This is a genomic window from Pseudoalteromonas porphyrae (genome assembly GCF_001298125.1).
GTDB lineage: Bacteria > Pseudomonadota > Gammaproteobacteria > Enterobacterales > Alteromonadaceae > Pseudoalteromonas > Pseudoalteromonas neustonica.
This window is the reverse complement of sequence record NZ_LHPH01000019.1, coordinates 41452-54151: the sequence shown is the minus strand read 5'-3', so window position 1 is coordinate 54151 and position 12700 is coordinate 41452. Positions and strand designations below refer to the sequence as shown.

Annotated in this window: 12 protein-coding genes; all 12 read left to right on the top strand. The window is 40.7% G+C overall.

The window, feature by feature from the left end; all coding sequences use genetic code 11:
- Positions 1 to 97: 97 nt before the first annotated feature.
- The 12 genes from rbfA (at position 98) to ADS77_RS15210 (ending at position 12626) form a co-directional block, all read left to right on the top strand.
- Positions 98 to 559, top strand: coding sequence for a 30S ribosome-binding factor RbfA (gene rbfA, locus ADS77_RS15265; protein WP_054206022.1), 462 nt, complete (start codon positions 98 to 100; stop codon positions 557 to 559).
- The gene (gene truB, locus ADS77_RS15260; protein WP_054206021.1) at positions 543 to 1502 is read left to right on the top strand and encodes a tRNA pseudouridine(55) synthase TruB; all 960 of its coding nucleotides are present in this window, start codon (positions 543 to 545) and stop codon (positions 1500 to 1502) included. Before rbfA ends, truB begins: the two co-directional genes overlap by 17 nt.
- Before the next feature lie 152 nt (positions 1503 to 1654).
- Positions 1655 to 1924 carry a 30S ribosomal protein S15 gene (rpsO, locus tag ADS77_RS15255; RefSeq protein ID WP_016707659.1) on the top strand — a complete coding sequence of 90 codons (270 nt, stop codon included), beginning with the start codon at positions 1655 to 1657 and terminating at the stop codon, positions 1922 to 1924.
- Positions 1925 to 2278: 354 nt separating this feature from the next.
- Positions 2279 to 4405, top strand: a complete 2127-nt coding sequence (gene pnp / locus ADS77_RS15250) for a polyribonucleotide nucleotidyltransferase (protein WP_054206020.1) — start codon at positions 2279 to 2281, stop codon at positions 4403 to 4405.
- Positions 4406 to 4544: 139 nt separating this feature from the next.
- A complete protein-coding gene (gene nlpI, locus ADS77_RS15245; RefSeq protein ID WP_054206019.1) occupies positions 4545 to 5423 on the top strand; it encodes a lipoprotein NlpI in 879 nt (292 codons plus the stop codon).
- A 52-nt stretch (positions 5424 to 5475) separates the two neighbouring features.
- Positions 5476 to 6585, top strand: a complete 1110-nt coding sequence (locus ADS77_RS15240; RefSeq protein ID WP_152960628.1) for a hypothetical protein — start codon at positions 5476 to 5478, stop codon at positions 6583 to 6585.
- 246 nt (positions 6586 to 6831) lie between these two features.
- Positions 6832 to 9624, top strand: a complete 2793-nt coding sequence (locus ADS77_RS15235) for a monovalent cation/H+ antiporter subunit A (RefSeq protein ID WP_054206017.1) — start codon at positions 6832 to 6834, stop codon at positions 9622 to 9624.
- Positions 9624 to 9971, top strand: coding sequence for a Na+/H+ antiporter subunit C (locus ADS77_RS15230; protein ID WP_054206016.1), 348 nt, complete (start codon positions 9624 to 9626; stop codon positions 9969 to 9971). The genes ADS77_RS15235 and ADS77_RS15230 overlap by 1 nt, the downstream gene beginning before the upstream one ends.
- Positions 9968 to 11485, top strand: coding sequence for a monovalent cation/H+ antiporter subunit D (locus tag ADS77_RS15225; RefSeq protein WP_054206015.1), 1518 nt, complete (start codon positions 9968 to 9970; stop codon positions 11483 to 11485). Before ADS77_RS15230 ends, ADS77_RS15225 begins: the two co-directional genes overlap by 4 nt.
- A complete protein-coding gene (locus ADS77_RS15220) occupies positions 11485 to 12021 on the top strand; it encodes a Na+/H+ antiporter subunit E (RefSeq protein WP_054206014.1) in 537 nt (178 codons plus the stop codon). Before ADS77_RS15225 ends, ADS77_RS15220 begins: the two co-directional genes overlap by 1 nt.
- Positions 12015 to 12284, top strand: a complete 270-nt coding sequence (locus ADS77_RS15215; RefSeq protein ID WP_016707651.1) for a K+/H+ antiporter subunit F — start codon at positions 12015 to 12017, stop codon at positions 12282 to 12284. The genes ADS77_RS15220 and ADS77_RS15215 overlap by 7 nt, the downstream gene beginning before the upstream one ends.
- Before the next feature lie 9 nt (positions 12285 to 12293).
- A complete protein-coding gene (locus ADS77_RS15210; RefSeq protein ID WP_054206013.1) occupies positions 12294 to 12626 on the top strand; it encodes a Na+/H+ antiporter subunit G in 333 nt (110 codons plus the stop codon).
- Positions 12627 to 12700: the final 74 nt, after the last annotated feature.

Here is a 12700-nt window from a genome sequence, read left to right as displayed (position 1 = left end):
AAGATTATAAATGGGGGCTTAGCCCCCATTTGTGTATCCATTATTTAAATAACTTATTTATATTTCTCAATGAGTTATAATTTTAGAGTAAAGTATAATGAGAGAATTTTCTCGTACTGATCGTGTTGCTCAGCAAATTCAAAAAGAAATTGCTGTTATATTGCAACGTGAAATAAAAGATCCACGCTTAGGCATGGTGACAGTGTCTGCTGTAGAAGTATCACGCGACTTGTCTTACGCTAAAGTATTCATTACTGTTTTTAATATAGAAGATGAAAATGCAGCGAAGCAAAGTGCTAACGTATTAAACGAAGCAACAGGATACATCCGCTCATTATTGGGTAAACGTATTCGCGCCCGTATTATGCCGGAGCTGAAGTTTGTAGTTGATAACTCACTGATGGAAGGCATGCGCATTTCTAACTTAGTGGATTCAATCATTCGTGAAGACAATGCTAAGCATGTAGATGACGAAGCTGATAGCGTTGATGACGTTAATCAAGTAGATGACGAAACAGATAGCGAAGAAGGCACAAATACAGATGGCAAAGCGCAGTAAAGGCCGTCCTGTTGACGGTATTTTGTTGTTAAACAAACCACACGGTATTTCATCAAATAAAGCATTACAGCAAGCTAAGGGTGCTTATTTTGCACAAAAAGCGGGGCACACAGGTGCTCTTGACCCGCTTGCAACGGGTATGCTGCCGATCTGCTTTGGTGAGGCTACCAAGTTCACGCAGTTTTTACTTGATACTGACAAAACCTATGTTGTGCGCGCCAAATTAGGCGAGCGTACTACAACGTCTGATTCTGATGGTGAAATTGTCAGTACCAAAGATGTCAATGTGACGCGTGAGCAACTGATAAAAGAAATTGCCGCATTTGTTGGCGAGTCTGATCAATACCCGTCAATGTACTCAGCACTTAAGTATCAAGGGCGACCTTTATATAAGTATGCGCGCGAAGGGATTGAAGTACCTCGTAAATGCAGAAAAATAAATGTGTTTAGCTTAACGTTCGATGAATTTGATGAACAGCGCAATGAAATTCAAATGACGGCCCACGTCTCAAAAGGGACGTATATTCGTACCATCGTAGACGATCTAGGTGAAAATTTAGGCTGTGGCGCACATGTTATTATGCTACACAGAACCGCTGTTGGTCAGTACCCGGCAGATAAAATGGTCTCCTTGGATGAAGTTGAAGCGCTACTTGCAAAAGCGAAAAGTGAAGAAATTGTTCTTTCAACTTATTTAGATGCGTTGCTATTACCAATTGATACTGCGTTAGTTGATTTACCGGTTGTTGAAATAACGAAAGCGCAAGGCTCTGTGTTTAGTCACGGGCAGGCGGTCGAATTACCAATAGCGTTACCTGATGGTTCAATTAAGGTATTGGCTGATGGTGTTTTCATCGGTACAGGCGAAGCGAATGCTAATGGTCACTTAAAAGTGAAGCGTGGACTTGCCAGTCAGCAAGATGATTACGTAAAACCTGAATAGCTAAAGTTGTTATTTAAAGCTGGCTATTAGCCATAGATGGGGATAATTAACTTGTAGTTATCCCCATACTTGGTAGAATACGCCCGCTTAATCGTTTTGGCTGAATTAGTGATCGGCTAAGACACCTTTTAAATTTTATTTTTGGAGTTATTATGTCACTAAGTAATCAAGAAAAGATCGATATCATTGCAAAATTCGCACGCGCTGAAGGCGACACTGGTTCACCTGAAGTACAAGTTGCACTTTTAACTTTTGATATCAACAAGCTTCAAGGTCACTTTGCTGATCACAAGCATGACTTCCACTCACGTCGTGGTCTGCTTCGTAAAGTAAGCACCCGCCGTAAACTGCTTGATTACCTTAAAGGTAAAGACATTGCACGTTATACTGCGTTAATCCAAGAACTTGGCCTACGTCGCTAAGAACTAGATTACATAGAAAGGAGCTTTTTAGCTCCTTTTTTTGTGCCTAAAATTTGTCAAATATTTTGCTGCTTTTATCCTAAAACGCTTGAAAAGTAAGTTGAAATCCCCATCATAACTTCTGGACTATACGTGTAAGTAAAGTGACATCAAGAGTCTGTATTATCTAGTCGCTAGACTCGCATTTTTATGTGGCTTTGGTATATACTACGCGCGTAGATAAAAAGGTTTGTCTACGCTTATTCGCATCATTGCCAATTGTAGTACTTAATTGATTTCCAACTGAATACAATTATGTACTGTAATTGGTACTTTGATGACAACTTATTAGAACACATTTAAGGAACATTTTAAGTGCAAGCAATTATTAAAGAATTCCAACTAGGTCAGCACACAGTGACCATCGAAACAGGTGCTATCGCACGTCAAGCTGACGGCGCAGTACTAGCAAGCATTGGTGATACATCAGTTTTAGTAACTGTTGTTGGTAAGCGTGAAGCGCAACCTGGCCAAGACTTTTTCCCGCTAACAGTTAACTACCAAGAGCGTATGTACGCTGCTGGTCGTATCCCTGGTGGTTTCTTAAAGCGTGAAGGTCGTCCTAACGACGGTGAAACACTTATTGCACGTCTTATTGACCGTCCAATTCGTCCACTTTTCCCAAGCGGTTTCGTAAACGAAGTACAAGTTATTGCTACTGTTGTTTCTGTTAACCCTGAAATCCAACCTGATATGGTTGCGATGATTGGTACTTCAGCGGCGTTAGCTATTTCAGGTATCCCATTCAGTGGTCCAATTGGTGCTGCTCGCGTTGGTTATATCAACGGTGAATATGTACTTAACCCTACATTAAAAGAGCTTGAAGAAAGCCAACTTGATTTAGTGGTAGCAGGTACTGATAAAGCGGTACTTATGGTTGAGTCAGAAGCTAACGTACTTGCAGAAGACGTAATGCTTGGTGCTGTTGTATATGGTCATGAGCAATCTCAAGCGATCATTACTGCAATTGAAGAGTTTAAAGCACAAGCAGGTAAGCCTACATGGGATTGGACTGCACCTGCGAAAAACGTAGCGCTTGAAGATAAAGTAGCCGCTATTGCAGCTGAGAAAGTAGGCGAAGCTTACCGCATCACTGATAAAGTTGCTCGTAAAGAAGCACTTGGCGTAGCTAAAGATGAAGTTGTTGCAGTATTAACAGCTGAACTTGCTGAAGGCGAGTCTCTAGACAAGCAAGAAGTTGGCAAAGTATTCGGTTCATTAGAGAAGAAAATCGTTCGTGGCCGTATCGCTTCTGGCGAGAAACGTATTGATGGTCGTGAACCAGATATGATCCGTGCACTAGATGTAATGACTGGCGTATTGCCACGTACTCACGGCTCTGCAATCTTTACGCGCGGTGAAACTCAAGCACTTGTTACAGCTACACTTGGTACAGAGCGTGATTCACAGTTAATCGATGATTTAACTGGCACGCACAAAAACCACTTTATGCTTAACTACAACTTCCCTCCGTTCTGCGTAGGTGAAACTGGTTTTGTTGGTTCTCCTAAGCGTCGCGAAATCGGCCATGGTAACCTAGCTAAGCGTGGTATTGCAGCTGTAATGCCAACATTGACAGAGTTCCCTTACTCAATCCGTGTTGTATCTGAGATCACTGAATCAAATGGTTCATCTTCAATGGCCTCTGTATGTGGTACTTCACTTGCACTTATGAATGCAGGTGTACCAATCAAAGCTTCTGTTGCGGGTATCGCGATGGGCCTAGTTAAAGAAGATGAGAAGTTCGTTGTTCTTTCTGACATCTTAGGTGATGAAGATCACTTAGGTGACATGGACTTTAAAGTGGCGGGTACTGCTGCTGGTATCACTGCACTACAGATGGATATCAAAATTGAAGGTATCACACAAGAAATCATGCAAATTGCGCTTAAACAAGCAAAAGCTGCACGTTTACACATTCTAGGTGTGATGGACGAAGCAATATCTGCACCGTCTGAAGAACTTTCAATGTTTGCTCCACGTATCTACACAATGAAGATACCACAGAAGAAAATTGCTGAAGTTATCGGTAAAGGCGGCGCAACTATTCGTCAACTTACTGAAGAAACAGGTACTACGATTGAAATCGGTGATGATGGCACAATCAAAATTGCAGCAACTGACGGCGAAAGCGCAGCAAATGCAATTAGCCGCATTGAGCAATTAACAGCTGAGCTTGAAGTAGGTACTATCTACGAAGGTAAAGTTGTACGTATCGTTGATTTCGGTGCGTTCGTAAACATTCTTCCTGGTAAAGATGGTCTAGTACATATTTCTCAAATTAGTACTGAGCGCGTAAATAACGTTGCTGATCACCTTTCTGAGGGTCAAGAAGTTAAAGTTAAAGTACTAGAAGTAGATCGCCAAGGTCGCGTACGTCTAAGTATCAAAGAAGCAATGGAATCAGCAGCACCTGCAGCTGACGCACCTACTGACGCTTAATTGTTGATATTTAATCCAGATATTCTCTGGATAGCATAAAAAAGGGGCTGTATAGCCTCTTTTTTTATGCTTTAATGAAACCTCTTTGGATAGCACTTGTCTTATCTGTTTGCTACTTATCTAGGTATTAAGGATTTTAATGATACTTAAACACATCGCTTTAGCATCGTTTGCTGTTTTGTCTTTAAGCGCTTGTCAGTCAACGTCTCAAGCTGAACCAACGCCAATTGTAAACGTCCCTTTTACAGCTCCTTTAGCGTCTGATTTTCGTAGTGAAATAGCGATAGCGCGTTACTCAGAGCTATTAAATCGTACTGATTTAGAGCCAGAACAACAAGCTAAGTTATATTACGACCGTGGAGTATTATTCGATAGCTTAGGGATGCCGACGCTGGCACGTATTGATTTTAATCGCGCTGTACAATTAAAGCCCAACTTGGCTGAGGTGTATAACTTTTTAGGTATTCACCACACCTTGATGCAGCAATATGAAAAAGCTTACGAACTTTTTGATTCTGCACTAGAGCTCAATGAACAGCATGAATATGCATATTTGAATCGTGGTATTGCGCTCTATTATGGAAACAGACCTGTATTAGCATCGGCTGATCTGTCTGAGTTTTTAGCCCGTGCACCAAGTGACCCATATCGTGTTTTATGGCTTTACCTTGCGCAAGCTGATGATGAACCAATAAAAGCTCTTGCAAATCTAAAAGCAAATGCACAAGGACTAGACGATAGCCAGTGGGCATATGGGCTAATTTCATTGTATTTAGGTGATATGAGCGAACATTCTTTTTTGGCAACCATCAGCGAAGGTGTAAAGTCAGAGCAAGAATATGCTCAACGTTTATGTGAGGCTTATTTTTATCTTGCAAAAATGTATCAAGCAGAAGGGCTTAATTATCAAGCAGCAGACTTTTTTAGGTTAACGCTTGCAACTAATGTCCATGAATTTGTTGAATATAAATATGCACGTTTAGAGCTTGAGTTAATGGCTGGTGATAACGCTAGTTAAATGGCTAATCAGCGTTGTTGTTATACTGAGCTTAGGAGGGTTACCTAGCTCGGTGAATCAGCATCACGCTCTTGCTTTTTGGCATGTAAAACATACCCCGACTTCGATTTTTATAAACTATTACCGCTTTGCTGATGATTTTAAATCCCTGTTGAGTTCTTTGCCCGATCCTACATTATATTTATTAGCTTTGAGCGGTGAAGCTGATGCACAGTTTGTTTGGGCATTACGCTTATTAAAAAATGGTAAGGGGCAATCTGCCTTACCTTTTTGGCGAGCGAGCGCTGCCCAACAAAATGCTGATAAACGCCGTAAACTCAGTGCGTTATTGCTGAAATTAGAGCGTTGGGACGATTTAACCGCATTATCACAGCTGCAGTTGTTGCCTGAAAGCGATGCAGCAGAGCAATTAAAATTACAATATAGTGCGGCGCCAGCGAGTATTGATCAACGCTTTGCAAGCCATGAGGGTTTTTTATTATCTTTTGCACAGCAACAAGCACAATCGCATTGTGAGTTTAATGTGCTGATGATGACAGATCATCGCCAAGGCTTAGCACAACTCAATATATTTAAAACCCGCTATCAAATAGAACCTCAACCAAGAGCAGGAAGCTTTTGTTTTAGTAAACCCATTTACTTAGGGGACTCAATAAACTGTCAACAACATCCAGAGCATGCAGCACGATGCGATTGGCGGCCGCTTGTTAATAATAAAGTATGGCCAACTGGATTTGACTTTATTGTGATGATGACACGCAGTGGTTTAGGTAACGTCAGTGGTGGAATCATGCACCTAAATTCAGCGAGTCACTACGGATTATTTTTACATGAGCTCATGCATTTCAGTGGTTTTGAAGATGAGTACGTTTTACCAGCAACTAAGCAAGCATGGTTATGCCAGCAAAAAGGCTTTGTAGCGCCAAACTTATTTATTGCAAATGGAGTGGCGCCGCCTATTGGTTGGCAACAAAGTGATAGTTGTCAGACAGCAATAAAAGCGTATAAACCCAGTGAAAATTGGTCAATAATGCAATATCAACAGATCCCACTCTCGCAACAATATCAGCAATTATGGTTAAAGCAAATAGCAAACCCAGCAGAGCAACCGATACGTTTTGGTGATTATTTCACGCAGCTTGAAGAGAAAATTTCTTTTTAGATAAAATGATAAATAAAACGAATAGGCATAAAAGTTGTAAATAATATAAAATCGACGTTAAATTTGTTCAAAATAACGGCGGGTAGGTGCCCTCACTATAGACAAAATGATCCCTGATCAGTATAACTATACCCACTATAATTGTTTTAATAAGCAAAAATAAATAACCATTCACAATGACCAGTACACAACTAAAATTAACTAGCGACGTATTGATATTCTTATGACTTTAAAAGGTTTCTCACTATGACTTTGCTCTGGATACCCTTGCTATCCTTAATTGGCAGTGTTATTTCTTCATGCACCGGCAAATTGACTCGTAACCAATCTACGAGCCTTACTATGATGGCGCCACTGTGCGCTTTAGCAATTGCGATTTATCATACGCCCGCCGTTTTGGCTGGTGAGACGATTCGCTTTACCGCGCAGTGGATCCCCGCTCTTGGCATGGAAATAGCCTTTCGTTTAGATGGTTTAAGCTTACTGTTCATTTTTATGATTCTAGGTATTGGCTTACTCGTTATTTTTTATACCCGTTATTACTTAAGTAGTAATGATTCAATGCCTAAGCTATACAGCTATTTAATGCTGTTTATGACGGCAATGCTGGGTATTGTTATGTCAAATAACGTCATCCAGCTCTGGTTATTTTGGGAATTGACCAGTATCAGCTCATTTTTATTAATTAGTTACTGGTGGCATAAATCTGAAGCGCGAAAAGGTGCTCGTATGGCACTGGCCGTTACAGGTGCAGGTGGCTTAGCGTTACTTGGTGGCTTGTTATTGCTAGGTGATATAGTTGGTAGCTATAATTTAGATGTTATTTTAGCTAGCAAAGCGTTGATCCAATCGCATGATTTATATGAGCTTGCATTAGTACTTGTATTGTTGGGCGCCTTCACTAAATCTGCACAGTTTCCGTTTCATTTTTGGCTGCCACATGCAATGGCTGCGCCGACGCCAGTTAGTGCATATTTACATTCGGCAACAATGGTTAAGGCCGGTATCTTTTTATTAGCACGATTTTACCCTGCACTGGCGGGCACTGATACCTGGTTTATCTTGGTCGCTATGACTGGTTTAGCAACGTTATTAGTCGGTGCTTATATCGCTTTATTTAAGCATGACTTAAAAGGGCTATTGGCGTACTCAACGATTAGTCACTTAGGTTTAATAACACTGTTACTTGGTTTGGATACTGAGCTTGCCACTGTCGCGGCGATATTTCATATCATTAACCATGCGACCTTTAAAGCGTCATTATTTATGGCCACGGGTATTATCGATCACGAAACTGGCACGCGTGATATGCGCAGGCTCAACGGAATGTGGCGTTTTATGCCTTATACCGCCACTCTTGCGATGGTTGCAGCCGCTGCAATGGCAGGAGTACCGTTATTAAATGGTTTCTTGTCAAAAGAAATGTTTTTTGCAGAAACGCTACACCAACAGATATTAGGCTCAATGTCGTGGCTTATCCCTGTGTTAGCAACGCTAGCGGCTGCTTTCTCTGTGGCTTATTCTGCACGCTTTATTCACGATGTGTTTTTTAATGGTGACCCAATTAATTTACCTAAAACACCGCACGAACCACCGCGTTATATGCGTGTACCAATCGAAATTCTGGTTGTGTTGTGTTTATTGGTCGGTATGTTTCCACACTTTGTGGTTGACGGTATTTTATCAGCGGCGTCATTAGCGGTGCTTGGAGAGGCTACACCAGAGTTTAAATTATCAATTTGGCATGGCTTTAATTTACCATTACTTATGAGCGCGATGGCTGTAGTGGGTGGCGTGTTTATTTATATTCAGCGTAAACATTTGTTTAAATTCCAGGCGTCATTGCCGCCATTAAATGCCAAGAAAACTTTTGAACGTTTTGTTTATAACATTATTAAATGGAGTCGAGATAAAGTACGCAGTGTAGAGAATGGCTCATTACAACGCTACATTGTTGTAATGTTAGGCGTGGTGTTATTGTGCGCGGGTTGGCCATTATTCGAAATGGAAGCACTGGCAGGCACAGCGCCGCGTACTCCGATCGATTTTCATAATGCAATTGGCGCTGGGCTGTTGATTATAGGTGCAATTAGCACCGTAATTTGGCATCGCTCACGCGTGGTATCTTTATTAATGTTGTCAATTGTTGGGTTGATGGTGTCAGTGGCGTTTACACGTTTCTCAGCACCTGATTTAGCACTAACACAGCTAACAGTCGAAGTAGTTACGGTGATTCTGCTGATGCTAGCATTGTTCTTTTTACCACAGCGTACACCAAAAGAATCAAGCTCATTACGTGTAATACGTGATTTAAGTATTGCTTCTGCAATGGGAGTTGTTGTAGCGAGTATTTGTTATGCGTTATTAACAAGGCCGCTTGAGTCAATATCAGACTTTTTTATTGCTAATGCTAAAACTGGCGGTGGTGGTACAAACGTAGTGAACGTAATTCTTGTCGATTTTAGGGGGTTTGATACGCTCGGTGAAATCACGGTATTAGGTATTGCTGCATTAGGTATTTATAAAGTACTTACTAACTTACCTTTATTTATGCCAGCAAGTGATAGCGAAGGTCGCCCATGGGCACGTGAGCGCCACCCACTATTATTAGCAAGTATTTCACAAAGCTTATTACCATTAGCGCTATTAGTGTCAGCATATATCTTTTTACGTGGTCATAACTTACCTGGTGGTGGATTTATCGCAGGCTTGGTAACCGCTATTGCATTTATTTTGCAATATATGGCTCACGGCTCTATTTGGATCACTGAACGCTTTGATGTTAATTACCGTAAAATTATCGCCTCAGGTATTGCTATCGCAATGTTTACTGGATTGGGTAGTTGGGCATTTGATAGGCCTTTTCTAACAACATGGTTTGATTATTTTGACTTCCCATTTGTGGGCAAAACAGAATTGGCAAGTGCCATTATATTTGATTTAGGTGTGTATTTGACTGTTGTGGGCGCGACATTAATGATTCTCGCCAGTTTAGGTAAATTAACAGCCGATACTCCAAAAAATGAGGTAAATATTTAATGGAATTGTTATACGCATCATGCGTTGGTGTATTAGTCGCTTGTGGGGTCTATTTGATCCTACGAGCACGGACTTTTCCGGTTGTATTAGGGCTTACAATGCTTTCATATGCAGTGAACTTGTTTTTATTCTCGTCAGGGCGTTTAACTATTAATAAAGCAGTAGTATTAGGTACCGGTGCTGATTATGCAGATCCGCTGCCACAAGCACTGGTATTAACAGCAATAGTAATAGGTTTTGCAATGACCGCATTTGTTGTGATACTTGCAATTCGTGGCCGTGCAGATTTAGGCAATGATCATGTTGATGGTCACTTAGGAAAAATTGAACATAAGGAGCACAAATGATTCAGCACATTGCTTCTTGGCCCATTTTATTACCTATGTTGGCTGGGGTTATTTTACTGCTACCACCGTGTGGAAAAAGTATTCCAATTCGTCGTGTAGCTTCTGTATTTATGGCTTTTCTAAGTACGTTAGTGAGTGCGTTCTTATTATGGGAAGTGTTGCATTCAGGCATCATTGTTTATGCCATTGGTGATTGGCAAGCGCCATTTGGTATTGTACTTGTTGCTGATTTAGTCTCTGTGTTATTAGTGTGTCTTACTTCACTCTTAGGCTTGGTTGTTACTTTATATAGCTGTGTAGGTGATGACGAGAAAGGAGGCTTTTTTCACCCATTAGTACATTTCCTTGTACTGGGTGTTAATGGCGCTTTCTTAACAGGTGACTTATTTAATCTATTTGTATTTTTTGAAGTACTATTAATTGCCTCATATTCATTATTGATGCATGACGGTGATAAACATAAGACCCGTTCAGCCATTCAGTACGTTAGCTTAAATCTAATTGGCTCTAGTGTTTTTTTGATTGCACTTGGTATTTTATACGGTGTACTGGGAACATTAAATATTGCCGATATGGCGCAAAAAATGTCTCAGTTGCAAGGTGATGATGTCTACCTAGCCAAGATAGGTGGCTTATTACTACTTGTTGTTTTTGCACTCAAAGGCGCGTTATTGCCATTGCATTTATGGTTACCTAATACTTACGCTAGTGCAATGCCCGTAGTGGCTGCGTTATTTGCGATAATGACGAAAGTAGGCGTGTATACAATGTTACGCGTATATACGGTTATTTTTGGCGATGAAGCAGGGCAACTTGCCCACATGGCACAACCTTGGTTGTGGGGATTAGCTGTGGCAACAATTATTGCGGGTGCAATCGGTGTTATTGCAGCTCAAGATTTGCGTAAACTCACCGCTAACTTGGTGATCGTATCGGTTGGTACGTTGGTGGCTTTAGTGGCAATTCAAAATATTAATGCTACTGCTGCATTATTGTATTACCTAGTACATTCAACGTTAGTGTGTGCGGCATTATTTTTAATCGCTGATTTAATTTCTCATCAACGCGGAAAAGTCGCAGATCGTTTTGCAGCAGGGCGAGCGGTAGGACAACCTCTATTGCTAGGTGCTTGTTTTATTATTGCCGCTTTGAGTGTGATCGGCATGCCGCCACTTTCAGGGTTTGTAGGTAAAGTGTGGATTTTAAAAACAGCATTAGATAGTGAAAAAGCACTGTTGTTTTGGCCTGTTTACTTAATTGCCAGTTTTGCGCTGTTGGTGGCATTATCACGTGCTGGGACTAGTCTGTTTTGGGAACGTAAACACCAAGATAGTGAGTTAACTGAAGGCGTAAAAGCCCAGCCACTACAAATTATTGCGGTAATCGGTTTATTAATATGTTCGCCTTTATTAGTTATATTTGGTGGTCCAGTGAGTGAATATATGATCGCTGCTGCTACGCAGCTACATGATATAACCGGTGGTATTAACACTGTACTTGGGGGAGGTTCATAATGCGTTTAGAATCACGTTTTAGTTGGTTGCCAACGCCTTTTCGTAGTGGTCTATTGTTTGTGGTATGGCTGTTACTTAATAATAGTGTATCTGCTGGGCACTTAGTATTGGCTACGGTTTTTGCTATTTTAATTCCATTGGCGACATTTCCATTTCGTGTCCCACAGCCACTGATCATTAAGCCAGGGTTAGCCCTAAAGCAGCTAATTATTGTGTTATATGACATTATTACTGCTAATCTACAGGTGGCATTACTGATACTAGGGCCGACTAAAAAATTACGTCCTGCGTTTGTTAAAGTTCCTTTAGATTTAAGCCACTCAATGCCTATTACTATTTTGGCAAGCACTGTATCGCTAACCCCGGGAACAGTAAGTGCGGAAGTGTATCCAATTCCAGAATCACTGCCAAAAGGTGAGAAGCCAAAGCAACGTTATTTACTAATACATGTATTAGATTTGAATGACGAACAAGAGCTTATCAATACAATTAAAAAACGTTATGAAGCGCCACTGAAGGAGATATTTCAATGTTAGAAACGGTGTTCTTAATCGTCTTTGCAATGATTGGCCTATCGCTATTACTCAATTTATGGCGTTTGGTTGTTGGTCCGTCAGTACCAGATAGAATTTTAGCGCTTGATACTATGTATATAAATACCATAGCACTGATCATTTTATATGGTATGAGCATGGGCACTGGGCTTTACTTTGAAGCAGCGCTATTGATAGCAATGCTCGGCTTTGTAAGCACCGTAGCGGTATGTAAATATTTGTTACGTGGCGACATCATCGAATAAGGAAAACGTATGTACAGTGAATGGGTAGTGTCTATTTTATTACTTATTGGTGGCGCATTTATTTTAATAGGCTCAATTGGCCTTATTAAAATGCCTGATTTTTTTATGCGTCTACATGGCCCAACAAAAGCGACCACACTCGGTATGGCTGGAGTACTCATTGGAGCTATGGTGTTTTTTAGCAACACTCAAGATGGTATAAGTGTTAAAGAACTGTTGATCACGATATTTTTATTGATCACAGCGCCTATCAGTGGGTATATGCTTATAAAATCCGCGATACATCATAAGCTTAAAGCTAAAGAAGGGACTAAGGGATTAGACAACATTGAAGACGATTAATTACTTATACTAATTGTTATAATAAAAAGCCCGCAAGGTTTAACTTAGCGGGCTTTTTATTGGCTGTTTTTATT

What these genes read in the sequence shown, in the direction of transcription:
- truB (WP_054206021.1), top strand. Translation starts at nt 543, where the DNA reads ATGGCAAAGCGCAGTAAAGGCCGTCCTGTTGACGGTATTTTGTTGTTA.
- ADS77_RS15210 (WP_054206013.1), top strand. Translation starts at nt 12,294, where the DNA reads ATGTACAGTGAATGGGTAGTGTCTATTTTATTACTTATTGGTGGCGCA.
- ADS77_RS15215 (WP_016707651.1), top strand. Translation starts at nt 12,015, where the DNA reads ATGTTAGAAACGGTGTTCTTAATCGTCTTTGCAATGATTGGCCTATCG.
- rbfA (WP_054206022.1), top strand. Translation starts at nt 98, where the DNA reads ATGAGAGAATTTTCTCGTACTGATCGTGTTGCTCAGCAAATTCAAAAA.
- ADS77_RS15225 (WP_054206015.1), top strand. Translation starts at nt 9,968, where the DNA reads ATGATTCAGCACATTGCTTCTTGGCCCATTTTATTACCTATGTTGGCT.
- ADS77_RS15235 (WP_054206017.1), top strand. Translation starts at nt 6,832, where the DNA reads ATGACTTTGCTCTGGATACCCTTGCTATCCTTAATTGGCAGTGTTATT.
- ADS77_RS15220 (WP_054206014.1), top strand. Translation starts at nt 11,485, where the DNA reads ATGCGTTTAGAATCACGTTTTAGTTGGTTGCCAACGCCTTTTCGTAGT.
- nlpI (WP_054206019.1), top strand. Translation starts at nt 4,545, where the DNA reads ATGATACTTAAACACATCGCTTTAGCATCGTTTGCTGTTTTGTCTTTA.
- rpsO (WP_016707659.1), top strand. Translation starts at nt 1,655, where the DNA reads ATGTCACTAAGTAATCAAGAAAAGATCGATATCATTGCAAAATTCGCA.
- ADS77_RS15230 (WP_054206016.1), top strand. Translation starts at nt 9,624, where the DNA reads ATGGAATTGTTATACGCATCATGCGTTGGTGTATTAGTCGCTTGTGGG.